The 23,832-nt window shown below is 46.9% G+C and carries 23 protein-coding genes; 9 read left to right on the top strand and 14 right to left on the bottom strand.

What is annotated here, in order from left to right; translation table 11 throughout:
- Positions 1-33: 33 nt before the first annotated feature.
- Entirely contained in the window at positions 34-1,521 is a 1,488-nt protein-coding gene (locus ACT6NV_RS14305; protein ID WP_445386707.1) for a S10 family peptidase, read from the bottom strand.
- A 127-nt stretch (positions 1,522-1,648) separates the two neighbouring features.
- On the opposite strand from ACT6NV_RS14305, the gene ACT6NV_RS14300 reads away from it, so the two are divergent.
- Complete coding sequence (locus ACT6NV_RS14300) at positions 1,649-2,788, top strand: Gfo/Idh/MocA family protein (RefSeq protein WP_445385116.1); 1,140 nt, start codon at positions 1,649-1,651, stop codon at positions 2,786-2,788.
- Between the two features lie 18 nt (positions 2,789-2,806).
- On the opposite strand, the gene ACT6NV_RS14295 is transcribed toward ACT6NV_RS14300, so the two are convergent.
- Positions 2,807-3,574, bottom strand: coding sequence for a TIGR02757 family protein (locus ACT6NV_RS14295; protein WP_445385115.1), 768 nt, complete (start codon positions 3,572-3,574; stop codon positions 2,807-2,809).
- A gap of 49 nt (positions 3,575-3,623) precedes the next feature.
- Positions 3,624-4,286 (bottom strand): ABC transporter ATP-binding protein, encoded by a 663-nt coding sequence (locus tag ACT6NV_RS14290; protein WP_445385114.1) that lies wholly within the window; start codon positions 4,284-4,286, stop codon positions 3,624-3,626.
- Positions 4,287-4,457: 171 nt separating this feature from the next.
- Here ACT6NV_RS14290 and folE point away from each other — a divergent pair, with 171 nt between their 5' ends.
- Positions 4,458-5,057 carry a GTP cyclohydrolase I FolE gene (gene folE / locus ACT6NV_RS14285; RefSeq protein ID WP_445385113.1) on the top strand — a complete coding sequence of 200 codons (600 nt, stop codon included), beginning with the start codon at positions 4,458-4,460 and terminating at the stop codon, positions 5,055-5,057.
- Positions 5,058-5,076: 19 nt separating this feature from the next.
- Positions 5,077-5,376 carry a hypothetical protein gene (locus ACT6NV_RS14280; RefSeq protein ID WP_445385112.1) on the top strand — a complete coding sequence of 100 codons (300 nt, stop codon included), beginning with the start codon at positions 5,077-5,079 and terminating at the stop codon, positions 5,374-5,376.
- Positions 5,377-5,397: 21 nt separating this feature from the next.
- Here the strand turns inward: ACT6NV_RS14280 and ACT6NV_RS14275 are convergent, their stop codons facing one another.
- The 9 genes from ACT6NV_RS14275 to ACT6NV_RS14235 form a co-directional block, all read right to left on the bottom strand.
- On the bottom strand, positions 5,398-5,970 hold the full coding sequence (locus ACT6NV_RS14275; RefSeq protein WP_445385111.1) for a type 1 periplasmic binding fold superfamily protein: 573 nt from the start codon (positions 5,968-5,970) through the stop codon (positions 5,398-5,400).
- A 13-nt stretch (positions 5,971-5,983) separates the two neighbouring features.
- Entirely contained in the window at positions 5,984-8,338 is a 2,355-nt protein-coding gene (locus tag ACT6NV_RS14270) for a TonB-dependent receptor (protein WP_445385110.1), read from the bottom strand.
- Between the two features lie 96 nt (positions 8,339-8,434).
- Positions 8,435-8,749, bottom strand: a complete 315-nt coding sequence (locus ACT6NV_RS14265; protein WP_445385109.1) for a hypothetical protein — start codon at positions 8,747-8,749, stop codon at positions 8,435-8,437.
- A 64-nt stretch (positions 8,750-8,813) separates the two neighbouring features.
- Complete coding sequence (locus ACT6NV_RS14260; RefSeq protein WP_445385108.1) at positions 8,814-9,131, bottom strand: DUF6787 family protein; 318 nt, start codon at positions 9,129-9,131, stop codon at positions 8,814-8,816.
- Between the two features lie 32 nt (positions 9,132-9,163).
- On the bottom strand, positions 9,164-9,622 hold the full coding sequence (locus ACT6NV_RS14255) for a DUF6146 family protein (protein ID WP_445385107.1): 459 nt from the start codon (positions 9,620-9,622) through the stop codon (positions 9,164-9,166).
- Positions 9,623-9,698: 76 nt separating this feature from the next.
- The gene (locus ACT6NV_RS14250) at positions 9,699-10,334 is read right to left on the bottom strand and encodes a DUF937 domain-containing protein (protein ID WP_445385106.1); all 636 of its coding nucleotides are present in this window, start codon (positions 10,332-10,334) and stop codon (positions 9,699-9,701) included.
- Positions 10,335-10,400: 66 nt separating this feature from the next.
- Positions 10,401-11,351, bottom strand: a complete 951-nt coding sequence (locus ACT6NV_RS14245) for a D-2-hydroxyacid dehydrogenase (protein ID WP_445385105.1) — start codon at positions 11,349-11,351, stop codon at positions 10,401-10,403.
- Positions 11,352-11,384: 33 nt separating this feature from the next.
- Positions 11,385-12,449 carry a 3-phosphoserine/phosphohydroxythreonine transaminase gene (gene serC / locus ACT6NV_RS14240; RefSeq protein ID WP_445385104.1) on the bottom strand — a complete coding sequence of 355 codons (1,065 nt, stop codon included), beginning with the start codon at positions 12,447-12,449 and terminating at the stop codon, positions 11,385-11,387.
- Between the two features lie 62 nt (positions 12,450-12,511).
- Positions 12,512-13,582 carry an acyl-CoA reductase gene (locus ACT6NV_RS14235; protein ID WP_445385103.1) on the bottom strand — a complete coding sequence of 357 codons (1,071 nt, stop codon included), beginning with the start codon at positions 13,580-13,582 and terminating at the stop codon, positions 12,512-12,514.
- Positions 13,583-13,686: 104 nt separating this feature from the next.
- Here ACT6NV_RS14235 and ACT6NV_RS14230 point away from each other — a divergent pair, with 104 nt between their 5' ends.
- Positions 13,687-14,040, top strand: coding sequence for a 4Fe-4S dicluster domain-containing protein (locus tag ACT6NV_RS14230; RefSeq protein WP_445382262.1), 354 nt, complete (start codon positions 13,687-13,689; stop codon positions 14,038-14,040).
- Between the two features lies 1 nt (position 14,041).
- On the opposite strand, the gene ACT6NV_RS14225 is transcribed toward ACT6NV_RS14230, so the two are convergent.
- Complete coding sequence (locus ACT6NV_RS14225) at positions 14,042-15,514, bottom strand: carboxypeptidase-like regulatory domain-containing protein (RefSeq protein WP_445385102.1); 1,473 nt, start codon at positions 15,512-15,514, stop codon at positions 14,042-14,044.
- Between the two features lie 178 nt (positions 15,515-15,692).
- Between ACT6NV_RS14225 and ychF the strand changes: the two genes are divergently transcribed.
- The 5 genes from ychF to ACT6NV_RS14200 all read left to right on the top strand — a co-directional run bounded on the left by ychF (position 15,693) and on the right by ACT6NV_RS14200 (position 22,992).
- Entirely contained in the window at positions 15,693-16,787 is a 1,095-nt protein-coding gene (ychF, locus tag ACT6NV_RS14220) for a redox-regulated ATPase YchF (protein WP_445385101.1), read from the top strand.
- Positions 16,788-16,932: 145 nt separating this feature from the next.
- Complete coding sequence (locus ACT6NV_RS14215) at positions 16,933-18,792, top strand: DNA topoisomerase IV subunit B (RefSeq protein WP_445385100.1); 1,860 nt, start codon at positions 16,933-16,935, stop codon at positions 18,790-18,792.
- 22 nt (positions 18,793-18,814) lie between these two features.
- Positions 18,815-21,490: a DNA gyrase/topoisomerase IV subunit A gene (locus tag ACT6NV_RS14210; RefSeq protein WP_445385099.1), complete on the top strand. Its 2,676-nt coding sequence runs from the start codon at positions 18,815-18,817 to the stop codon at positions 21,488-21,490.
- 11 nt (positions 21,491-21,501) lie between these two features.
- Complete coding sequence (gene mscL / locus ACT6NV_RS14205; protein ID WP_445385098.1) at positions 21,502-21,933, top strand: large conductance mechanosensitive channel protein MscL; 432 nt, start codon at positions 21,502-21,504, stop codon at positions 21,931-21,933.
- Between the two features lie 99 nt (positions 21,934-22,032).
- Entirely contained in the window at positions 22,033-22,992 is a 960-nt protein-coding gene (locus tag ACT6NV_RS14200) for a sterol desaturase family protein (protein WP_445385097.1), read from the top strand.
- Positions 22,993-23,022: 30 nt separating this feature from the next.
- Here the strand turns inward: ACT6NV_RS14200 and ACT6NV_RS14195 are convergent, their stop codons facing one another.
- Positions 23,023-23,832 carry a TerC family protein gene (locus ACT6NV_RS14195; RefSeq protein WP_445385096.1) on the bottom strand — a complete coding sequence of 270 codons (810 nt, stop codon included), beginning with the start codon at positions 23,830-23,832 and terminating at the stop codon, positions 23,023-23,025.

The following is a 23,832-nucleotide window of genomic DNA, read 5'->3' as shown; positions in this document are numbered from 1 at the left end:
TTATCTCTAAATAAAGGGAGCCTGGACCTTAGGTTAATATTTGGCACTTTTCCCCTTTGCCTGTGTGCGCAGGATAAAGGCGCGCAGATCATCATTGGCTTGTTTTAAATCTTCCCTGCGCAGATACATCATATGCCCGCTGCGGTACCCTTTAAATTCAAACCGGTCTTTCATGCGCCCGCTTGGGTCTACCTGCCACATGGTGTATTTCGCATTGAAATAAGTAGTGGCGCCATCGTAATAACCGGATTGAATCAACACATTGAGATAGGGGTTTTGAGCCATGGCCTGCCTGAGGTTGTCCCGGGTATTGTCGTTTTCATTATTCCAGGGGCGTACAGGCCCGAACATATTGTATTTAATGTCTGTTTTAAACTTGAGCTCTTCCTGCAGGTAATAATTGATAGCCGGTGTAAAACTATGCAGCCAGGAGGTTATTTCGGAATTATAATCGGGCCGTGTTCCGGCCAGCATCTTATCTATCCCAAGGTAACGGCTGTCCAGCCGGCCTACCGTATACCCACCGCGATCCCTTAGCAGTGCCTTCCAGAAATATGAAGTAGGGACATCCAGGTTGTGGTCCAGGATTTCCTTTTCGCTCAGGCCGGAGTAATAAGCCATTTTGGATGCAATTGCCTGCCTTTCCTGCTCCGGGATAAAGCCTCCTTTGGCTATGGCAGGGATCAATTCATTGACGGTAAAGGTTTCAGATTCCGGTAAAATCTCCAGCAAGTCCTTTTGTTGCAGCGCCGGCGGCAATGCTTTCTGATGCCAGGCAGCTGCCGTATAATAAGGCAGGTTCAGGGCGCTGCTAACCGGATTGTCTTGCCTGAGGACCTTGTAATCAGCCGGAGAGACCATGATAACGCCATTTAAATACATCCATTGCCGATTTTGCAGGGCCAGGGAAAGACCCATGACCCGGGTTCCACCGTAGGATTCGCCAATGATATATTTGGGGGAACTCCAGCGATTATGGCGGGTAACAAAGGTATTGAGCCATTCTGCCAGGTAAGCAACATCCGCGTTGATCCCGAAAAATTTATCCCGGTCTACATCTTTGCCCGTCTCCGGGATGGTTCTGGAATATCCGGTATTAGCAGGGTTCACGTAAACGATGTCTGTCACATCCAGAACCGAGTAGGGGTTCGAATCCACCCCATAGGGCTGTACCGGGTAACCCTCATCATCAATCCGTAGCACCCGTGGGCCTGTGTAGGCCAGGTGCATCCAGACGGACCCGGAACCCGGACCCCCGTTAAATGAGATCAGTAAAGGCCTGGAAGCCCTGTCTTTAATATTGTTTCGGGTGTAATAGGTATAATGCAATGTAGCAATGGGTTCGCCCATTTCATCCCAGACCGGTTGGGTTCCGGTCTCGGCCGTGTAGCTAAAGCTCTGTCCGTTTGCAGTAACCGAATGCTGCGTGATTACTGTTGTATCTACCGGGATCTTCCTGTTTTGACTGCTGAGAAGCAAAGTGAACGAAAAAAGCAGAGAGGTGCAGATGTATTTTGTCATCTTCATGAAATTGTTGGTTTAATAGTCCTAAAAATAACATTTTTAAGGCAGTTGACAGGTTGCACTGATAAAGAATTCCATTTTTACAAGCTCCTGAATCTTTAGTATCTTTTCAAAAATCAAAGTTATGGCCCCAATAAACAGAAGACAGTTTAACCGACGGCTTGGCAAAGGCCTGGCAGGAACACTTGCCCTGGGCAGTTTGCCTCTGAACAGTGTTATGGCTTCATGCAGCTATCCCCAAAAGAAACTGGGGATTGCCCTGGTAGGCCTGGGCAGTTACAGCACCTACCAGCTGGCACCTGCTTTGCAGCAAACACAGTATTGCCAATTGACCGGAATTGTAACCGGCACCCCTGAAAAAGCCGAAGTTTGGAAAAAGAAATACAAGCTGTCACCTGAGCATGTCTATAATTATGAAAATTTTGATGATATCGCAGCCGACCAGGCTATAGATATTGTGTACATCGTTTTGCCCAACAGTATGCATGCCGAATATTCGATTCGGGCAGCCCGTGCCGGGAAGCACGTAATATGCGAAAAGCCCATGGGCCTGAATGTGGCTGAATGCGATGCCATAATCGCAGCTTGCAGGGATGCAGGGGTTGCGCTGGGGATGGGATATCGTTTGCACTCCGAACCCTATACGCGGCAAGTCAAACGCTTTGTACGGGACAAGACTTTTGGGGAAGTCCGTTTTATTTCGGCGGATGCGGCTTATATTTCCAGGGGGAACCCAAATCAATGGCGCCTGAACAAGGCCTTGTCGGGGGGTGGTGCACTGATGAACATGGGGGTCTATTCCATTCAGAGTTGTATTTACGGTTGCGGGAAAAACCCTGTGGCCGTCACAGCTCAGGAATTCAGTACCCGGCCTGACTATTTCAGGGAAACCGATGAAACCATAACTGCCCAGTTCGAGTTTCCCGGCGGAACCGTTGGGCAGATGATGACCTCCCATAATGCCCGGGCAAACCGCCTTTACGGTTCCTGCGACTCCGGCTGGTTTGAGCTGCAACCCGCTAACAATTACGGCCCTTTAAGCGGAAGGACCTCCGAAGGCCCCATTTCCTTTCCCCATGAAAGCCAGCAGAAATTACAAATGGATGATTTCGCCAGGCATATATTGGAAGGTACCCCCAATACAGCGCCCGGTGAGATGGGCAGAAGGGATATGGTAATAGTGGAAGCGATATATCAGTCCATCCGGGAGGGCGGAAAGCGGGTCGCAATAGACCTGCCCGATAACTATGGAATGGGCGGGTGAGTTCAGAAGTTTTCATTTTTACCCAAACTTCTCGAAGACTCCCAGGCCGAATAAAGCAAAATCATATTTAACCGGATCATCAGGGTCTAACTTTCGCAATGAGGCATCCAGTTCTGCCACAGCCCTGGCGTCATTTTGTTTACGCTTAAGAAGCCCCAGGGCCCGCGCTACCTTTCCGGAATGCACATCCAGGGGGCAGGATAGCTGGGAAGGTTTTAATGCTTTCCAGAGCCCGAAATCCACTCCTGAATCTGCGGGGCGGACCATCCACCTCAGAAACATATTGATGCGCTTTGCGGCAGAGCCCCTTTCGGGATCCGAAAAATGTTTCCGACTTCGTTGCGGGTGCGGGATTTCGAAGAAATGCCGTTTTACAGCTGAAATAGCCGGTTGCAGGTTTTGTGCTTTTGCATAGAGTGCAAAAAGATGCTCCAGCCCCCCGTGATGCTTATAAATATTTCGCAAAGCGCGAATGAAGAATTCGAGATCTGTTTCATTAAAGGTACGGTGTACAAAGGGTCCGATTGCCTGAATTTCCTTTTCGGAAGCATTCATGACAAAATCAAAGGGGCGGTTTTCGAAAAGCGCTATCAGCCTTCGGCCGCTGGTAAGAATGCTTTTACGGTTGCCCCAGGCTATGGTGGCCGTTATAAAGCCTGCTATTTCAATATCTCCCTGATCTTCAAACAGATGAGGGATTTGTATTGGATCCGTTTCGAGGAAGGAAGTATGCTGGTAGGTGGCGACCTTTTCATCCAGAAATTCCCTGATTTCTGCTTTTTTCAATGGTAAAATGCTATTATCCGTTACGCTCTCAACTATGGCAGCAGGGCGTCTAATCTACAATCAGGCCGTCCACCATGGTGAGTTTACGATCTGCCATATCCGCCAACTCTTCATTATGGGTCACAATTACAAAGGTCTGCCCAAAACTATCACGGAGTTTGAAAAAAAGTTGGTGCAACCGATCGGCACTGGCCGAATCCAGGTTCCCGCTGGGTTCATCAGCAAGGACTACGGCCGGCTTGTTGATCAGTGCCCTTGCCACGGCTACCCGTTGCTGTTCCCCTCCGGAAAGTTGGCGTGGCTTGTGTTCTGAACGGCCTGAGAGCCCCAGAAATTCCATAAGCTCCCTGGCGTGTTCCCGGGCCTCTTCTGGCGGTATTCCCTGAATAAAGGCCGGGATACAAATATTTTCTATAGCTGTAAACTCCGGTAAGAGCTGGTGGAACTGAAATATAAATCCGATATGCCGGTTTCTGAACCGGGCTAATTTTTTTTCCCCCAGCCGGGTTACATCTACCTGGTCGATTTCTATCAGGCTCTCTCTGCCAGGGTCCGGGCTATCCAGGGTCCCCAGAATTTGAAGCAGGGTGGTTTTTCCGGCTCCGGAAGCGCCTACTACGGATACGATTTCTCCTGCCTGTATATCCAGATTAACCCCTTTGAGCACTTCGAGGTCGCCATAGGTTTTATGTATATTCCGAGCACTGATCATCCCCTGAAATTTGATGGCCTGAAAGTAAACATTCGCTTACACTTGGCAAAATGGCATTTTATAAAAAGCTTTAGGACGTACCGCGTGTTTTCTGTAGTAATTTTCAACAGCATTTAATCAGAACCCTATTCATCTCAACTTTTTTTAAGATATTTAGGCAAAAAGCAAGCTATGGCTCCGTACAGGCACTTAGAGGAATACAATATTGAAATCACCAACGAGGTGCGCACCCGTTATGAGCGTATTCTGGATGAAATTGGAGAGGATGTAAATAGGGAAGGCCTGGTTAAGACCCCCGAGCGGGCAGCCAAGGCGATGCTATTTTTGACCCAGGGATATAAACAGGATGCAGTGGAAATCCTTAAAAGTGCGATGTTTAAGGAATCCTACAGCGAAATGGTAATTATCAAAGACATTGAGGTGTATTCCCTTTGCGAGCACCATATGCTTCCCTTTTTTGGGAAGGCCCATATCGCCTATATCCCGGACGGCCATATTGTGGGGCTGAGTAAAATCCCACGGGTGGTAGATGTCTTCGCAAGACGCCTGCAAGTACAGGAACGACTTACCGATGACATCCTTGAATGTATCAACAAAACTCTCAAGCCCAAAGGGGTGGCCGTTGTGATAGAAGCTGCGCATATGTGCATGATGATGCGCGGGGTGCAAAAGCAAAACTCGGTTACCACTACCTCCGGTTTCAGGGGGCAATTCGAGAAAATCGAGACCCGGAATGAATTTTTAAAGTTGATCAGTTCACATTTATCCTGAAACTTGGTTTAAATATTTAATGGGCAACTTCCCAGATAAATACAAGAAATTACTTGCCGGCCTGTTTTTTGATGGCCTGGGGATGCTTTCATTTGCCATCCCCGGCATCGGTGAATTTTCGGATATGATCTGGGCGCCTCTGGCCGGGTGGCTGATGACACGGATGTACAGGGGACGAGCTGGAAAAGCCGCTGGTTTTATTGCTTTTGCTGAAGAATTGATCCCGGGGACCGATTGGTTCCCAACCTTTACACTGATGTGGATTTATACATATCTGATCAACCCCCCAAAAAAAACGCCTGTCCGAAAACAGGCGTAAATAAGTAATGTAGCTCGGATCTTATTCAATCACAAGGCTGAAGCTTTGTGCAATGTCCGTCTCACCCCCTGCATCAAAAAGACTTCCGTCATTGGGCTTTTTGGGCTCATGCCTCAGGGTGATGCTCAGGGTCCCGTTCCCCGCAGCGGCCGTAACCAGTTGAAAACTCAATCCAAGGGGGTTGCCATTGGCATCCTGATCTGTTGCCGCGGCAGTATCTATACTGCCATTAATGTCGAAAAAGAACTGATGCTCTTCTGCTTCTGCCGCCACCTCTTCGGAAATATCTTCTGCAGGATCTACGGTTTCATTGAGTAGTTCAATTGAGCCCTGATAAGTGGTATTGGCAATGAGTGTTCCGGATACGGTTATCACAGGCGGATTCGGGCCGTCCCCGTCCAGATCTCTCGCCTGAAGTGTTACCGTCGGATTTCCACTGCTCAGCAGGCTTACATTCATGGTCGTAATGGTTTCCTCCTCGTCTATAGGTTCGGGATTGTCATTGTCATTGCTACAGCTCAACAGGAAAAAAGAACTTAAAGCAGCCATTAAGAAAATAGAGGTATGTTTCTGAAATTTAGTGTATTGTAACATGGTTATATATTTATTAATAAGTGAATTTTATGTTTAAAATCATATTGATGCCCTGGCTGTCTGCAAAATAGCGCAGACGATCCAGGTAGTCTCTGAAACGGGTGTTGAACACGTTTCTTGCAGTTAGGGAAACGGCCAGTGCCTGGCTATTGCCGAGGTCAAAATCAACACTACTGTTCAGATTAAATAAATGATAGGCATCCGGAGGGGTATTGATTTGCAACAACACTTCCTCGCCCTGTTCTGGTGAAAAAACCTGTATATCTTCCGGGAATTCATTTTGCCGGAATACGTAATCGCTTTCCAGTTCCAGCTGGAAATTATTCCATATGGTCTTATTAAAAACTACGGAATTGGTAAAGCGTGCCGGAGGCATATTAATAATCGGTTCCTCCCGTTCCATATCCCTTCCCTTGACCAGCGAAAATTGGTGACGGCTAGTGAGTTGCGGCATCCAGTTAAAATATCCGGATGCATCAATCCCTGCCAACACCGCATCGGTTTGCCGGTAACTCCAGACCGGGAAAGCACCACGGATGGTGAATTCCACCTCTGTAGGTTCCAGCAGGATAAAATTATTGATGCTGTTCAGATAAGGATTCAGGCTTAGCCCCCAGAAGGTACTCTTATATTCAGCGGTGGCCGTAATCCTGTTTGCGACCTCACTACTGATCCTGAGGTCTCCCAGTTCTATGCGTGCGGCAGAATGGTGTAAGCCATCGCTGAACAATTCTGAAGGGTTAGGAGCCCTTTGGGAACGCGCAAGATTCAGGGTGAGGTCCCAGGCCGTATCCGGGGTCCACCGGATCCCGGCCGCTGCGGAAAAGTTATTGTAATCAAATACCGGGTTGGTCAGCAATTGGGTTCCCAGGTCTTCCACTACCAATTCCGGGAAGCTTTGGTCGTACCCGCGTTCCTCCCAGCGACTGGTCCTGTAGAATTTCAGGGCATCTATCCGGCTGAAATCATAGCGCAGGCCCGCATCTGCCGTTAGTTTGTCCGAAAGCATCCATTCCGCAGACCCATAAGCCCCCAGTTCCAGCCGCGTGTAATCAGGGATAAGTCTGCGAACCCCGGTTTGTGGATCCGCAAAATTGTCCTGATAGCGCCCCAGCAGTCCGAAATCCAGCGATACCTTCTCCGACCGGTCCAGGCTCAGGTCCGTTTGTAAACTGTGCGTTGTGAGCGTGAGGTCTATAGAAGGAATATCCGATTGGGTCTGCGTGCGGTTAACATCAAATTCAAACCTTCGGTTACGCTGTACATCATACTGAATCTCCCAGGTCCCTAAACCTGAGATCCGCCGGTAATACTTGGCTTTTCCCAGATGGTGACTAACTTCCTGACGGGGTTCATTAATGCTGTAGGTAAAGGGCTCTATTACTTCCGGGCTGCGGTTGTTGATACTCCTGATTAAGTCATCAACATTTCCAATATGCGAAGCCCTGAGAACTCCAATAGTCGCATCAAAATAAGAGTAGTTTACACTCCAGCCCTGTTCAAAAGAGCGATTCCCGGCTTCAAAATTGAGGCCAAGCTGCCGGTTCCCGGTATTTGAAAGGATATAATCGGGTGCCCGGAAGTCCCCGATCAGGCGATAACTGGCCTGTCCCTTCAGGTAGAAGCCACCGGACCAGGATCTGTTCAGCTCTGTCGTAAGAGAGCCACCTTTTCCATTGGACACGGCAGAGAGGCTGGTACTTCCCCATATGCTGTCCATACTCGGAACCCAGTCGTTTTCAAGCACGATAACCCCGCCAATGGCATCACCGCCATACTTCAGAGCTGCAGATCCTTTAATAAGGCGGACCTGGTCAAGGCTGTTCAGATCAACATTGGGAGCGTGATCCTCACCCCACTCCATGTCCTGCATCCTTACATTATTGTTCATTACCAGTACCCGACTCCCATAAAGTCCCTGGATAACAGGTTTCACTATGGCAGCTCCGGTGTTAATGCTGGATACCCCGCTTATCTCCTTCAGGGCATCCCCCAGGCTTCCACTTGCGTATCGTTCTAAAATCTTCTTTTCCAAGACAACCTCTGCTCCGGAATTGGTTTTATTGGGATCTGCTGTACCAACAACCTGCACCTCCTCCAGCTGCTGTAAATGGTGTTCCAGCAAGATAGTAGTGCTAAGGTTTTCCGCTATGCGGAAGACCTTGAAGGTGGTACGACATTCCGGATGCGAAACCTCCAACTCATAGACGCCCGGGCAAAGGCCTTTTATCTGGAAATTCCCATTTAGGTCTGTCTGTACGTAGCGCTCTTGTTTATTTACCTGAATAAGGGCACCTGCCAGGGGGGACCGGTCGTGATAATCCAGGATTTTCCCTTCGATTGTTAGCTGGCACTCTTGCCCGCTCATAAAGAGGGATAGAAACACGGCACATGCAAAAAGACAGTGTCTTAAAAATAGCATTTAGTGAAATTTGATGCGTTCGATAATAACTTTTCCTGAGTATTACATCAAATTTGCGGGTGGTGCTCTGCTTTTTTTATGATTAGTAAGGTACTGAGGATAAAATAGACTTTTGGTAACAGGAGCGTCCAGCAGCAGTCTTTCGGAAAACCATTCTGATTCAGCAAAGGTTTGCTGGTACAGTAAATCCCTGTGATACTGGTCAAAATCACAGCTGCTCTCACTACTGTGGAAATGATTGGGAATATCGTCCTGGCAGTTTCGCTCAACATGATCGGTTAGGGCATGCCTTACCGATGCGATGGTCGGATAAACCATGCAGAGAAGCAAACAGATCGAAAAAAGCCTCTTTAACATCAAAAAAGCATTTTTTACAAATTAACCGTATAATAGCTGCTTTGCCTGTTAAAGAAAGCTTAATTTACCGAAACAGGAATCCTAAACCCAGACGAGCCAGCATTTGTTTTTCGAAATTCCAGAAGAACTGAAATTGCCCGAATAACCATCCGAACAGCACCAGTAAAACCTGATAAAAAGGAAAAATCAATAAAATGCGAAGGCTCCAGTAGATCCAGGGTCCCCACCAGTTTTCATCAAAAGACCCTGAAGTAAGACCAATCCATTGCAAAAAAGGTTTGGCCACATATACAGAAGAAGAGCCCGTAATGGCGAAGACAAAAAGGATTACTATTAATTGCCAGTTGGAGCTTATGCCCCAGCGTTCCTTAAGTCGGTTCATGGATTTTTAATTCTGACCGCGAAGATAATAAATTATATTCTGGGCAGGTAAGGCCCGAGGCGCTGGTTGTACTTGCGTTGGAAATAGATAAAATAATTGTACAATTTGTAATTGACCTCATAGCCGTAATCAATGTCGGGGTCATAATCGATTTGTAATTCATATAGGTTCGGGTCGTATTGCATGGGGAGTAGTACGCGCTGGTTCCAGTTCATGACATAGATGGCATTGCGGTTTTCCAGGAAGGTCTGAGAGTAATAGCCCTCCGGTTGTGCAAAACTTTTCAGCCAGCTATAGAACCCCGGGTCAATAATGACTATCTCGTATTTGGATTCGGCATCTGCTATTTTAACCGGATCTCCCTTTTGCTGTTCGAATACTGCTTTTTCCTCAGGGCTTACGCTGACTGCCCCGGACTGGGCGCCACAGGAAGCCAGCAGGATAATACTGAGAACAGTTATGTATAATTGTAATACTCCTTTGACTCTCATAGCTTTCTTTTTTCTTTAAAATAAAAAAAACTGCCTGTGTCAGCAAGCAGTTTAACTTATTATAAAGGGTATTTCACTATTTTCCGAATATTCCACCCAGCAGTCCACCTAGTCCTCCTTTTTTGGATTTGGAGTTTCCCAGCACCATCCCGGCTACGTCGTCCAGGACGCTTCCATCTCCGTCTGCATCAATAAGGCTGGTAATCAGGCTCTGGTTCTGCCTGGGCTGCCCTCCGAGCATACTGCCCAGTAGGCTCGTAAGCCCGCTGGAGTCTGATACCTTTCCCTGAGAGGCCTGCCTGCCCAGGTATCCCATAATGATGGGTGCTGCAATCTTAAGGATTTCAGAGATCGCGCTGCTGTCTACCCCCGTTTGTTTGCTAAGTGCATTTTCAACTACAGCCTGTTTGCTTCCCAGGACATGGCCCAGAATGCCTGCACCGTCTTGTTTTAAGCCCGAATCCACACCACCTCCGAACAAGCCACCCAGGTCATCTAAAATGCCGCCATTATGCTTGGAGTTCAAAGCCTCCATAAGCCCTGCAGCCCCCTGTGTGTCAGAGGCATTCTTCTTCATGGCTCCGACCAGTAGGGGCATTGCCATACTCAGGATATCAGCCGTTTTGTTCTCGGGTTGCCCCGTTTCCTTCGCAACTCCGCTAATAAGTTGTTTGCCCATCGGGCTATTGATAAGATCTAATAAACCAGACATATATTTTTTTTTGTAGTTATGTGGAAAAGATACGAAAAGGCCTATAGCTGTATACCTGGAATAGTCCTATTTTAACAAATTAATGATCTGTTCAGCCAATTCCAGTCCAATCCGGTCCTGAGCTTCGCGTGTGGCAGCCCCGATATGAGGGCTAAGAGATAGTTTAGGGTGCATTAACAACTGTACTTCTGGCCTGGGTTCTGATTCGAAAACATCGAGGCCCGCAAAACTTATCTTTTCCGACTCCAGGGCATCCAGCAGGGCAACTTCGTCTACCACTCCGCCCCTGGCAGCATTAATCAGTGCGGCGCCCTCTTTCATAAGGCCCAGTTCCCTTTTCCCAATGATAGGGGAATCCTGAGCCGGTACGTGAAGACTTACGAAATCAGATTTCTGAAGAAGCTTATCCAGGGAATAACCTTTCAGATTAAAATCCAGCTGTTGTCCGTCATAGAATTCGAGGGTAATGGCACATTGCTCCTGATGCGCATCACTGAAAATTACCTGCATCCCCATTCCGATTCCTATTTTGGCCACTGCTTTTCCGATTCGGCCGAACCCTATAATACCCAGTGTTTTTCCCTTTAACTCACTACCCTTGGAATAAGTCTTTTTCAGGCTTTTGAAATGCTGGTCTCCTTCCAGAGGCATATTTCGGTTGGAATCGTGAAGGAAGCGCACGCCTCCAAGCAAATGGGCAAAGACCAGTTCAGCAACGGAGTCTGCTGACGCCTCCGGTGTATTGATTACATGGATACCCTTTGATTTCGCAAAATCCACGTCAATATTGTCCATTCCGACGCCTCCTCTTCCGATAAGCTTTAAAGCCGGGCAGGCTGTAATTATTTCCCGTGTCACGCTGGTTGCAGAACGCACCAGAAGTGCGTTAACGCGGTGTTGTTGTAAATAGGGTATGAGTTGCTCGCTGGCCACCCGGGTGGTCAGGACGGTAAAACCTTCTTTTTCAAGGGCATTTTTTCCCGATTCGGATATTCCGTCATTTGCATGTATAACCATTGATAAAGAATTAAGGCAGATACTAATTAGGGGTCAGGCTTTTCGCTCCAGATCACTCATCACATCTACCAGAACCCCAACGCTTTCCAATGAAAGGGCATTGTACATGGAGGCGCGGTATCCCCCCACGGAACGGTGTCCTGCAAGGCCATTAATTCCCGCTTCCTGCCACATTTTGTCAAAGGTTTCCTTGAGCTTTGGCTCTTTCAGGTTAAAGGTAGCATTCATCAGGGAGCGATCGGCTTTGGCCGCATATCCTTCGAACAAGGGATTCAGATCGATCTCCGAATAGAGCAGTTTAGCTTTTTTCTCATTGATTTCTTCAATGGCCGAAACCCCTCCCAGTTCTTTCAGCCATTGCAGGGTAAGCATGGAGACGTATACCGCGAATACTGAAGGAGTATTAAACATACTGTCTTTGCTCAGGTGAACCTGATAATCCATCATGGAAGGTATTTTACGGCTTACATTTCCAAGGATTTCCTTTTTGACCACAACCAGGGTAGTACCGGCAGGTCCCATATTTTTCTGAGCTCCGGCGTAAATGAGGTCAAATTGGGAATGATCGATATCCCGTGAGAAAATATCCGAACTCATGTCAGCAACCATTGGTAATTTGGTTTCGGGAAAGGATTTGAACTGCGTGCCGAAAATGGTATTGTTGGATGTAAGGTGGAGGTAATCCAAATCATTGGGCACGCTGAAACCCTTGGGGATGTAATTATAGTTTTTATCCTTTGAAGAAGCAATTTCAACTACCGTTCCAAATAATTTGGCTTCTTTTATGGCCTTGTCGCTCCAGGTACCGGTATTGATGTATCCGGCCTTGTTTTCGAGCAGGTTGTAAGGGACCATCAGAAATTCCAAACTCGCTCCCCCCTGTAAAAATAGCGCTTCGTACCCCTTATTCTTCAATCCGAGCAATTCCAGCGCCAGCTCACGTGCCTGTTCCATAATCCCGACAAAAGCCTTGCTGCGATGCGATATTTCAATAAGGGACAGCCCCATTCCATCGAGTTCTGCAACCGCCTCGGATGCTTTTTTCATTACTTCCTGCGGCAGGATACATGGCCCGGCACTGAAATTATGCTTTTTCATTTGTAGGTTTTTAGAATTGCAAAGGTCTGAAAATAGACCTTAAATACCAGTACGCTTCTGGCTTATTTTATGCTGTTTTTTAACAGAAACTCAACAGTGTCTACTCCGTCTGCGTAATCGGAAAGGTCGGGTTTCTGGGCCTTTCCGAACGGGATTGCGCCAGGAATAGCCTCATGTCCTACCAGGCACTGAATATTCTCATTGTTTTGTTCCAGAACTCTCTTTAATGCTTCTTCCGATTGGTAGTGCTCATAGAATAGGGTCCCGATAGGCGAACCGAAGCCGGTATCTTCCTTTAATAACAGGAAATCATTATCCAGCATCTTGCTGCCGCTCATCAGGTATACCGCTTTATTGTAATCGTAATTGTTGGAGTACTTATGATGGTTGATGACATCCCGGAATTCATAAAAAGCTTTAAATAAGTCGCTGAAGTCATAGTTGCCGGGAACGTACAATTTCGATACGCTGCGGCATCCCATCCCAAAATAACGAAAGACATCTGTCGCCAGCCCGCTGAGGTCTGCTTGGGTTTCTTTTCCGTTAAGCACGGCAACGCTATTTCTGTTTTTCCGTATAATGTGCGGTTTATCTGCAAAATAGTATTCGAAATATCTGCTGGTATTATTACTGCCTGTGGCGATAACGGCATCGAAGCTACCCAATTGGCCGGTTGTAAATTCCATACACCCCTTTAAATCGGGATCGTATTCCATTAGTTTTTGAGCCAGAAAAGGCAATAACCGCTGGTCTTTAGCGGAGCATTTAACCAGGGCCTTATGCCCGCAAACCAGAACGGACAAAAAATCGTGGAACCCTACAAGCGGAATGTTCCCCGCCATAATCAGGGCAACGGTCAAGGGTTTTTGGGCGGGCAGGGCATACCTCTCAAGCCAGCCCCGAAGGGTTTCTTCCCTCAGATTCCCTGCCCATGAGTGTAATGCAAAAAGAATTTCTGATTCTGTAAACCAGGCATTTTCGGCTGTTGCCCTGAGCAGGACCTCATCAAAAGCGCTGAAGGATACAGGCACTGATTTAAGAGCATTGCCTCCGGCAGTCCTGTATGTCACATATTCCCTCAGAAAGGAACCTAATTTCACCAATGCGGGAACAGTAGAATAGTGTTGGTTCATAATATTTGTTGGAAAATGGTTTAGCCATTACCTTTGTGCAAAAATAAAGATACCCGTGGCCTGAGACAAACCCTCGGCCGGGTATTTACCTGAAAAAGAAAACTATGGCAATTATCATCACAGACGAATGTATTAACTGCGGGGCCTGCGAACCAGAATGTCCGAATACGGCAATCTATGAGGGTGCCGACGAATGGCGCTACAGTGATGGTACTTCCCTCAGCGGTAAGGTAATGCTGCCCGACGGTAAAGAGGTGGATGCGGATGCGGTTCAGGAACCCATCAGCGATGAGGTTTATTACATAGCGCCCGATAAATGCACCGAGTGCATGGGATTTCATGAAGAACCCCAATGTGCAGCAGTCTGCCCGGTAGATTGTTGTGTTCCGGATGAAGATCATGTTGAAACCGAAGAACAACTCCTGGGCAAGCAACGCTTTATGCACCCCGAGGACTAAACTATTCAGACACCCTGAAATTTTTCATTTCCTGCAAGGGAGCAATTATTTCGGAATCCTGCCAAATGGTGGGTTCGTACCTTGTCAATCTTATAACCGGCACTTTTTTGGGTTCCTTATACGCTGTGAGTTCTGTGCTTTGATCGGTACTGGCAGGCCTAATCAGCAGGAGTTCATTCTCCCGGGTGCCACCTTCGAGAAGAAAATCAAAACGCACTTTTTTACGATTAGCACTGTTTTCAATAAACTTAAGGCTCCGGTGCAGGTAAATGTAGTTACCCTTCTGCCTTTGAATGAAATAGGGCCTGTACAAACCTTCAATGTCTTTTTGAAATATAACCGTGCCTCTGTGAAGATTATCTATAAACTTAATCCCCAGTAGTAATTTTAAATTTACTTTCTGACCCTCCCGCCCCTTAGCATACTCGTAATCTGCTTTCAGGATGGCAAAACTAATGGCATCAACATACAACGTTCCTGTAAATTTGGCCCGTGAACGCCTGGGTACAAAACCAAGGGCGTAAACATAGTTTCCGTTAAAATAGGTAGCCTTCTTAAAGGAATAATTGTACATATCCCCGTCCAGGAATTTACGCAAGCGGCTTTCCGGTTTCCAACTGGCAATTTTAAGCAAGGACAATGACTGGCCTTTCAGGTTATCCAAATCGGTGCTGTCTGAAGGTTCACTTTCCACAAAGGCCTCTTTTAGGGAGATACTGTCCTCTATCTTAAAAATTCCGGTTTTAACCTTATAGGTCTGGTTGCTATCCAAATGGGACAGGATTATTTGCTGCGCCCTTTCCTGGATTTTATCGGTAGAAAAATTCTTTTTGGAATCAGTCAGTCGTGTGGCCCGTTGCATCCGGAAGGTACTGGCTGTGTCGGAATCGATCCTGAGCAGGCCCTTAAAATCCAGGAAATCTTTGGCTTCGCTGGCTATAATCGCATCCCCTAATCTCTGTAATTCCTTGTCCGCTGCCTCGAGTTCCCTGCGATTCAGGTCAGAGGCTTTTTCCAGTTCTAAATCAAGATCATCAAATTGCATGTATTCCGATTTCCGGTAAAAAAGCTCATAGGTAGGTTGCACAAGCCCGTAGTTTACCTTCAGGCGATCCCGCACATTGGCGATGATTTCGTCCGCATCCGGAATCCGATTGGACAATTGTACCTCATTGAGGTTGATAGCCGCAGGTTCAAGGGAAATCTCGGTAAGGGAGGCAGAAAGTTTACCTGCTTCGACAGCGGTGGTTCTGTACCCCATGCAGGAAATCTCAATCCCGCCTGCCTCCAGGGTACCGATGTCTAGAGTAAAATAACCTTCTTCGTTGCTTATAGTTCCCCTGTCGGTACCCGTTTTGATGGTGGCGAAAGGAACGGGTTCGCCGTTGGAGGCATCCAGCAACCTGGCTGTGTAGTTCTGCCCGAAGCCCGGGATTACCAATAAAAGCGCTATTCTAAACAGTATTTTTCTCATTATTCTGAAGTCTTTCATTGCTTAGACGATGTGGTTCCCGTATTGTTACGGATTATTTCGAATTAGGTTGTAAACACTTACCGCTAATACCGGGCTTTAGAAAGGTAAAATAGAACTATATTTGCAGCCATAAAAATCAAGGCTGTTTATCATGGCCTTTCCTAAGTGAGCGAGAATTATGAAAGCTGGAATAGTCGGCCTCCCGAATGTGGGCAAATCCACCTTATTTAACTGCCTTTCCAATGCAAAGGCCCAAAGTGCGAATTTCCCCTTCTGCACCATAGAACCGAACATAGGGGTGGTTAATGTGCCAGATCCACGTCTGGAGGAGCTTGAAAGCCTCGTAAAACCCCAGCGTGTCATTCCGGCCACTGTTGAAATTGTGGATATTGCCGGCCTGGTCAAAGGGGCAAGCAAAGGAGAGGGGCTGGGAAACCAGTTTCTGGGAAACATCCGCGAGACGGATGCCATTCTGCACGTACTTCGTTGCTTCGACAATGATAATGTAGTGCACGTGGATGGCTCTGTTGACCCTATTAGGGACAAGGAGACCATAGACATGGAACTGCAGCTCAAGGACCTGGAAACCGTGGAGAAACGATTGGAGCGGGTGGGGCGCACCGCCAAAACCGGCAATAAAGAAGCACAACAGGAAGCGGAAATATTGCAGTTATTGAAAAAGAATCTGGAAAGCGGGATTTCAGTAAGGGCCATATCCATACCGGCAGAGGGGTATCAGGCCTATGTAAAACCGCTGCAGCTTATTACCGACAAGCCTGTTTTATACGTCTGTAATGTGGATGAGAGTGCAGCAACCTTGGGGAATGCCTACGTGGAACGAGTCCACCAGGCAGTGAAAGATGAACAGGCCGAAGTTCTGGTGCTGGCGGTAGCTACCGAAGCAGATATCAACGAACTGGACACTTACGAAGAACGCCGGCTCTTTCTCGAAGACCTGGGACTTGAGGAACCCGGCTCTTCCAAGCTGATCCGGGCTGCCTACAGGCTACTGAATTTGCAAACCTATTTTACGGCCGGGGAAAAAGAAGTAAGGGCCTGGACCATTCCGGTTGGGGCAACAGCCCCTCAGGCAGCAGGGGTAATTCACACGGATTTCGAAAAGGGTTTTATTCGTGCTGAGGTTATTTCTTTTGATGATTACCAGAAATACGGAAGCGAAGCCAAAGTCAGGGAGGCCGGTAAAATGCGGGTGGAAGGAAAGGAGTATGTGGTTGCAGATGGGGATGTTATGCACTTCCGTTTTAACGTTTAGTGGCTTAATAGCTGCTAAATTCAGAGGAAAAGGCCTTAAATAGGGTATATCAACAACCATTGGGCGTATTGTTAATTACTTTAGTATGCCCTGATTTTGATTTGTTGGCCTAAATTTTATATTAGCAGGGATAATCTCCGACTTTATGTCTCAAACACAATATACCGAAGATAATATCCGCTCTTTGGACTGGAAGGAGCATATCCGTATGCGCCCCGGGATGTACATCGGAAAATTAGGCGACGGCTCCTCCCAAGACGATGGAATATATATCCTTCTCAAAGAGGTCATCGACAACTGTATCGATGAGTTCGTAATGGGCGCTGGTAAGACCATTGAAATCAGCATTAAAGAGGATAAGGTAAACGTGCGGGACTACGGCCGCGGTATTCCGCTGGGCAAGGTAGTGGATGTGGTCTCCAAAATGAATACCGGGGGAAAATACGATACCCGTGCCTTCAAAAAATCGGTGGGGCTCAATGGTGTCGGAACCAAGGCTGTAAACGCCCTTTCCACTTATTTCAGGGTGGAGTCTAACCGGGACGGTAAATCCAAGGCGGCTGAATTTCAAACCGGGGAATTAGTAAACGAAGAGTTGCTTGAAGAAAGTTCGAGAAGAAGGGGAACCAAGATAACCTTTACTCCGGACGAGAGCATTTTCAAAAAATACAAATACCGCAACGAGTATGTGGAACGCATGCTCCGCAATTACGTCTACCTTAATCCAGGCCTCACCATTGTATTCAATGGTGAGAAATTTTACTCTGAGAACGGCCTGAAAGACCTTTTGGAAGACTACAACAGCCCGGACGACCTGCTGTACCCTATCATTCACTTAAAGGGAGAGGATATTGAAGTGGCTTTGACCCACAGCAAAACCCAGTATAGTGAAGAATACCACTCCTTTGTTAACGGACAGAATACAACACAGGGAGGGACACATCAGGCGGCCTTCCGTGAGGCCTTGGTAAAGACCATCCGGGATTTTTACGGAAAGAATTACGATTCCTCGGATGTCCGAAAATCCGTGATTGCGGCCATTTCCATAAAGGTAATGGAACCCGTTTTCGAAAGCCAGACCAAAACCAAGCTGGGCTCCACCGACATGGGGGGAGACCTGCCTACCGTAAGGACATACATCAATGATTTTGTGGGCCGCCAGCTGGATAATTACCTTCATAAAAACCCGGAAACGGCTGAAAAGATCCAGCGGAAAATTATGCAGGCCGAAAAGGAGCGAAAAGAGCTCTCCGGGATTCGGAAACTTGCCAGGGAACGGGCTAAAAAGGCAAGCCTGCACAATAAGAAGCTCAGGGATTGCCGTATTCACCTGGGTGATATGAAAAACGAGCGAAGGCTTGAAAGCACGCTGTTTATCACTGAGGGAGACTCAGCTTCGGGCTCTATTACCAAATCGAGGGATGTCAATACACAGGCCGTTTTCAGTTTGAGGGGAAAACCGCTGAATTCATACGGCATGTCTAAGAAGATTGTGTACGAGAATGAGGAATTCAACCTCCTGCAGGCTGCTTTAAACATCGAAGAATCTATAGAAGACCTTCGCTACAACAACATCGTGATTGCAACGGATGCCGATGTTGACGGAATGCATATCCGTCTGCTGCTCATTACCTTTTTTCTGCAATTTTTTCCGGAACTGATCAAAGAGAATCATCTGTACATCCTCCAGACACCCTTGTTCCGGGTACGAAACAAAAAGGAAACGATTTATTGCTACAGCGAGGAAGAAAAAAAGGCGGCACTGGAGAAATTAAGCGGGAAGCCAGAGATTACCCGTTTTAAGGGTCTGGGGGAGATTTCCCCGGATGAATTCAAGCATTTTATAGGGGATGACATCCGCCTGGAACCCGTAATGCTTGATAAGGCCATGTCAATTGAGGAGTTACTGAAATTTTATATGGGGAAAAATACCCCGGACCGGCAGGAATTTATCATAGAAAACCTCAAGGTTGAAGTAGATCTGGTACAGGAAAATCAAATTTAAACAGGATTAGGATTCTTTCCATATGGAGGAAAATGAGAAGGTGACGGACCCGGAGGGTACACATGAAGAGAATCAGCAGGATGCCCTGACCCGGGTAACCGGTATGTATAAGGATTGGTTTCTGGACTACGCCTCGTATGTTATCCTTGAACGGGCGGTCCCGGCCATTGAAGACGGTTTTAAGCCCGTGCAAAGGCGAATTATGCATGCCCTCAAGGAAATGGACGACGGGCGCTATAACAAAGTAGCCAACGTAGTAGGGCACACCATGCAGTACCACCCGCACGGAGATGCCAGTATTGCGGATGCCATGGTGCAAATAGGGCAGAAGGACCTGCTTATTGACACACAGGGGAACTGGGGAAATATCCTTACCGGAGACGGGGCCGCCGCATCACGTTATATTGAGGCGCGACTTTCCAAATTTGCCCTGGAGGTCGTCTTCAGTCCGAAAATAACCGAATGGCAGCTATCCTATGACGGGCGTAAAAAAGAACCCGTAAACCTTCCTGTAAAATTTCCACTCTTGCTGGCTCAGGGAGCTGAAGGAATTGCTGTGGGTCTCTCTACCAAAATACTTCCGCACAATTTCAACGAACTGATAGATGCCTCTGTCAAACATTTGAAAGGGCAGCGATTCAAGCTTTTTCCGGACTTTCCAACAGGGGGCATCATTGATGTTACCAATTACAATGATGGGCTTAGAGGGGGTAAGATAAGGGTTCGTGCAAAAATATCGCAATACGATAAGAATACCCTGGTAATTAATGAGATACCTTATGGCACCAACACCTCTTCTTTAATAGATTCCATCCTTAAGGCCAATGACAAAGGCAAGATTAAAATCAAAAAGATTGAGGATAATACGGCTGCTGAGGTCGAGATCCTGATCCATCTGCCTTCCGGTATTTCTCCGGATAAGACCATTGACGCCCTGTATGCCTTTACGGCCTGTGAATCTTCCATCTCGCCCCTGGCCTGTATTATTGAAGATAACAAACCCATTTTTATGGGGGTCAGCGAAATGCTGCGTCGCTCCACCGACAATACGGTGGAAATGCTTAAGGAAGAGCTGCAGATTCAATTGAGCGAGCTGGAAGAGCAATGGCATTTTGCCTCCCTGGAGCGTATTTTTATTGAGCATCGTATCTACCGGGACATTGAGGAAGAAAAGACCTGGGAAGGCGTTATAAAGGCTATAGCGACCGGGTTAAAGCCACATACAAAAGAGCTGAAAAGAGAGGTTACCGAAGAGGATATTGTCCGGCTTACTGAGATACGCATCAAGAAAATCTCGCGCTTTGACCTGAACAAGGCCCAGCAACAGCTGGATGAATTACAGGCTAAAATCGCTGAAACCCAGCACCACCTGGATCATTTGGTCGATTTCGCAATCGCTTATTTTGATTCTTTGAAAAAGAAATACGGAGCAGGCCGGGAACGCAAATCCGAGATCCGCATTTTTGATGAAATCGAGGCCACCAAGGTAGTGATCCGGAACACCAAGTTGTACGTAAACCGTGAAGAAGGTTTTGTGGGGACCTCACTGAAACGGGACGAATACGTTACAGATTGTAGTGACATCGATGATATAATCGTTTTTACAGGGGAGGGCAAAATGATGGTGACCAAGGTAGACTCCAAAACCTTTGTCGGAAAGAATATTATCCATGTGGCGGTTTTTAAAAAGAAAGACAAGCGCACTACCTACAATATGATTTACAAAGACGGCAGGGGCGGGGCAGCCTATGTTAAGCGGTTTAATGTTACTTCCATCACACGTGATAAGATGTACGATCTGACCGCCGGCAAAGCTCAGTCTGATGTGTTGTATTTCAGCGCCAACCCGAATGGGGAGGCGGAGATAGTGACCATAAACCTCCGGCAGGCGGGCAGTATTAAAAAATTAAAATGGGACCTCGATTTTGCCGATGTCCTGATCAAGGGAAGGGGAGCCAAAGGGAATATTGTAACCAAATACTCCATTAAACGTATCGAACTGAAGGAGAAAGGCCTTTCCACCCTGAAACCAAGGAAGATTTGGTTTGATGACACCGTGCAGCGCCTCAATGTAGATGGCAGAGGGGAATTACTGGGCGAATTCACCTCCGAAGATCGTCTGCTTATTGTGAATCAGAAGGGATGGGTTAAAACGGTCATACCCGAAATTACGATGCGCTTTGACGACGACATGATTGTCCTTGAGAAATGGCGTCCGGATAAGCCGCTCTCAGCTATTTACTGGGAAGGGGATAAAGAGCTTTTTTACGTGAAGCGCTTTCTTATAGAAAACCCGGACCGGGAGGAAAATATCCTAACGGACCACCCCAAGTCTTATCTTGAAAAGATTTTTACGGATTTCAGACCCGTCGCAGAAGTGGTCTTTGCTAAGAAAAGGGGGCAGGAGCGAAAACCCAACTGGGAAGTAGACCTTGAAGATTTTATATCGGTCAAGGGGATTACTGCGATGGGCAACCAGTTAACCAAAGAGAAAGTCCTGGAGATAAATGCCAAGGATCCGCTGCCGTATTCAGAACCTGAAAAAGTAGAAGCCAGGGATATGGAAGTGGTTGACGAGGAAAATATAACGGAATCGCCAAAGGATGCAGAAAAGGGAGATGCTTCTTCAAAAAAAGGGAATTCCGCAAAGGATGATAAAGAAACCGGAGAATCGGAGGGGCAGCCAACCCTCTTTTAAACCTGTACCTTATGAAAGCTTTTTTCAATGAATTCAAGCAGTTTGCCATTAAAGGCAACATGATTGATATGGCCATTGGAATTGTGATCGGGACGGCCTTCAACAATGTGGTAAACACCATTGTAAAGGAAATCATTACGCCGCCCCTGGCTTATTTTACAAGCACCGTGCAATTTGCGGACATGCGTTTTGTGATCCGCGAGGCCAGTGAAACAGCAGAAGAAATAGCCCTGGGGTACGGAGCGCTTCTGGAAGCGCTAATAGACTTTACGATTATAGCCCTGACAATTTTCCTTTTGATCAAAGTAATGAACCGTATCCGGTCCAGGGCAGAAGATCCGGAAAACAGCAAGGAAATAACCCCAAAAAATATTGAATTGCTTTCCAGGATTGAAAAATTGATGGAAGAGCAAAATGAACTCCTAAAAAAACGAAGTGTTTAAAACTATTGTAGATTGGGGCTCATTATACTTTCGCCTACCAATTTTTATTAGTATCATTGATGCCACACTACCTAACCCAAATTTCAGTTTTAATTAAGAATGGATTTTACCAACCCCCTGGTATACGGTGTACCCTGTTTTATTGCTTTTATTATACTCGAACTTGCTTACAGTAAAACCCATGGGGATGATCACCTCTACCATTGGAAAGACCTGTTTGCAAGCGGATTTATGGGTGTGGGCTCTGCGTTTTTAGGAGCACTCTTCAAAGTGGTGCTGGCAATCGCCCTTTTTGAAGGAACTTATGAAATTTTCAACCCTGCCAATGCTGAAGGTGTTCGCACCAACATTATGGGTTATGAATCTTTTGGTTATGCCTGGTATGTCTGGCTGCTCTGCATGCTGGCTGACGACTTCACGTACTACTGGTTCCACAGGGCCAATCATGAGGTGCGCATCCTCTGGGCTGCCCATATTGTGCATCACTCTTCAGAAAACTTTAATCTGGGTACAGCAATTCGAAACGGATGGTTTACCATTGTTTACAAACCCTTTTTCTATGCCTGGATGCCAGCTATTGGTTTTCCGCCGGAAATGGTGCTGTTTTGCCTTGGAATAGAAGCCCTATGGCAATTTCAATTGCATACGGTTTATGTCCCAAAGCTGGGTTTCCTGGAAAAATTCATCAATACGCATACCATGCATCAGGTACATCACGCACAAAACGTGGAATACCTCGATAAGAATCACGGGGGCATCCTCAATATCTTTGACCGGATGTTCGGCACCTGGAAACCCCTGGATGATACAGTTGATATTGAATATGGGGTTATACATGCCCCGGAGTCCTACAATCCCCTGGTAATACTCACCCACGAATTCAAGGATATCTGGCGGGATGTCCGGAAATCCAGAAATATCAGGCATGCATTTATGTATGTTTTCGGACCTCCGGGATGGAGTCCAGACGGCAGTACCCTGACGGTAAAGCAACAGCAAAGGCTTTACAGGGAATACAAGAAAAAAGATATTAAAACGGCCTTTTTACGGCCCAATTAAACCATTTACACACTCCTGCAGCTTTTAATGTCAGGGTGATTCTTCTTCTTTGGAGTTTCGGTTTTTGAGTCGTCTTAAATCGAGGAACTCCACCATTAACGAAAAGGCAATTGCAAAATACAGGTAGCCCTTGGGAATGCTGCCTACCTCGTTATTAAAGACTACCAGGTGGGAAAGGTGGGCCGCTTCTGCAATCAGCATAAATCCGATTAGAATCAGGAAAGAAAGCCCCAGGATTTGAATAGAAGGGTGGCGGGTGACAAAGTTGCCAACAGGGTTGGCAAACAGCATCATGATAATTACGGAGATCACTACCGCTACAATCATCAGGATAAGCGCATCGTTGGGGTTTGGAGAGATCCCGTTGGTCATCCCTATAGCTGTCAGTATAGAGTCAAAGGAGAAAACGATGTTGATTACTGTGATTTGCACAATGGCATTCATTAGGGATTTGGACTGTGCTTTCTTGACTTCCCGTTCGTCATGACCCCTGTCTTCAACTTTTTCGTGTATTTCTTTGGTGCTTTTGTACAGCAGGAATAATCCTCCTGCAAAGAGTATGATCGCCTGCCAGCTAATGCCACCATGGATCCACGATTCTTTAAGGATGAGAAAGGGCTTCTTGAGCGAGGTTAGCCAGGCAATCCCGAAAAGGAGGAGGATACGCATCGCCATTGCCAGGACAAGTCCTATATTGGTGGCCTTATTGCGTTGCTTGCGCTGGAGCTTCCCTGCGGCAATGGATATGAAAATAATATTGTCTATCCCAAGGATGATTTCCAAAAAGGTGAGGGTGAGAAGGGCAATCCAGGCATCCGGGCTGCTGAAAATTTCGAACAT

The organism is Robiginitalea insularis, assembly GCF_052497835.1.
This window is presented reverse-complemented; position numbering and strand designations above follow the sequence as displayed.

What these genes read in the sequence shown, in the direction of transcription:
- ACT6NV_RS14235 (WP_445385103.1), bottom strand. Translation starts at nt 13,582, where the DNA reads ATGAACCAACACTATTCTACTGTTCCCGCATTGGTGAAATTAGGTTCC.
- ACT6NV_RS14195 (WP_445385096.1), bottom strand. Translation starts at nt 23,832, where the DNA reads ATGTTCGAAATTTTCAGCAGCCCGGATGCCTGGATTGCCCTTCTCACC.
- ACT6NV_RS14225 (WP_445385102.1), bottom strand. Translation starts at nt 15,514, where the DNA reads ATGAGAAAAATACTGTTTAGAATAGCGCTTTTATTGGTAATCCCGGGC.
- ACT6NV_RS14200 (WP_445385097.1), top strand. Translation starts at nt 22,033, where the DNA reads ATGGATTTTACCAACCCCCTGGTATACGGTGTACCCTGTTTTATTGCT.
- ACT6NV_RS14210 (WP_445385099.1), top strand. Translation starts at nt 18,815, where the DNA reads ATGGAGGAAAATGAGAAGGTGACGGACCCGGAGGGTACACATGAAGAG.
- folE (WP_445385113.1), top strand. Translation starts at nt 4,458, where the DNA reads ATGGCTCCGTACAGGCACTTAGAGGAATACAATATTGAAATCACCAAC.
- ACT6NV_RS14275 (WP_445385111.1), bottom strand. Translation starts at nt 5,970, where the DNA reads ATGTTACAATACACTAAATTTCAGAAACATACCTCTATTTTCTTAATG.
- ACT6NV_RS14305 (WP_445386707.1), bottom strand. Translation starts at nt 1,521, where the DNA reads ATGACAAAATACATCTGCACCTCTCTGCTTTTTTCGTTCACTTTGCTT.
- ACT6NV_RS14260 (WP_445385108.1), bottom strand. Translation starts at nt 9,131, where the DNA reads ATGAACCGACTTAAGGAACGCTGGGGCATAAGCTCCAACTGGCAATTA.
- ACT6NV_RS14265 (WP_445385109.1), bottom strand. Translation starts at nt 8,749, where the DNA reads ATGTTAAAGAGGCTTTTTTCGATCTGTTTGCTTCTCTGCATGGTTTAT.
- serC (WP_445385104.1), bottom strand. Translation starts at nt 12,449, where the DNA reads ATGAAAAAGCATAATTTCAGTGCCGGGCCATGTATCCTGCCGCAGGAA.
- ychF (WP_445385101.1), top strand. Translation starts at nt 15,693, where the DNA reads ATGAAAGCTGGAATAGTCGGCCTCCCGAATGTGGGCAAATCCACCTTA.
- ACT6NV_RS14215 (WP_445385100.1), top strand. Translation starts at nt 16,933, where the DNA reads ATGTCTCAAACACAATATACCGAAGATAATATCCGCTCTTTGGACTGG.
- ACT6NV_RS14290 (WP_445385114.1), bottom strand. Translation starts at nt 4,286, where the DNA reads ATGATCAGTGCTCGGAATATACATAAAACCTATGGCGACCTCGAAGTG.
- mscL (WP_445385098.1), top strand. Translation starts at nt 21,502, where the DNA reads ATGAAAGCTTTTTTCAATGAATTCAAGCAGTTTGCCATTAAAGGCAAC.
- ACT6NV_RS14280 (WP_445385112.1), top strand. Translation starts at nt 5,077, where the DNA reads ATGGGCAACTTCCCAGATAAATACAAGAAATTACTTGCCGGCCTGTTT.
- ACT6NV_RS14250 (WP_445385106.1), bottom strand. Translation starts at nt 10,334, where the DNA reads ATGTCTGGTTTATTAGATCTTATCAATAGCCCGATGGGCAAACAACTT.
- ACT6NV_RS14245 (WP_445385105.1), bottom strand. Translation starts at nt 11,351, where the DNA reads ATGGTTATACATGCAAATGACGGAATATCCGAATCGGGAAAAAATGCC.
- ACT6NV_RS14300 (WP_445385116.1), top strand. Translation starts at nt 1,649, where the DNA reads ATGGCCCCAATAAACAGAAGACAGTTTAACCGACGGCTTGGCAAAGGC.
- ACT6NV_RS14270 (WP_445385110.1), bottom strand. Translation starts at nt 8,338, where the DNA reads ATGAGCGGGCAAGAGTGCCAGCTAACAATCGAAGGGAAAATCCTGGAT.
- ACT6NV_RS14230 (WP_445382262.1), top strand. Translation starts at nt 13,687, where the DNA reads ATGGCAATTATCATCACAGACGAATGTATTAACTGCGGGGCCTGCGAA.
- ACT6NV_RS14255 (WP_445385107.1), bottom strand. Translation starts at nt 9,622, where the DNA reads ATGAGAGTCAAAGGAGTATTACAATTATACATAACTGTTCTCAGTATT.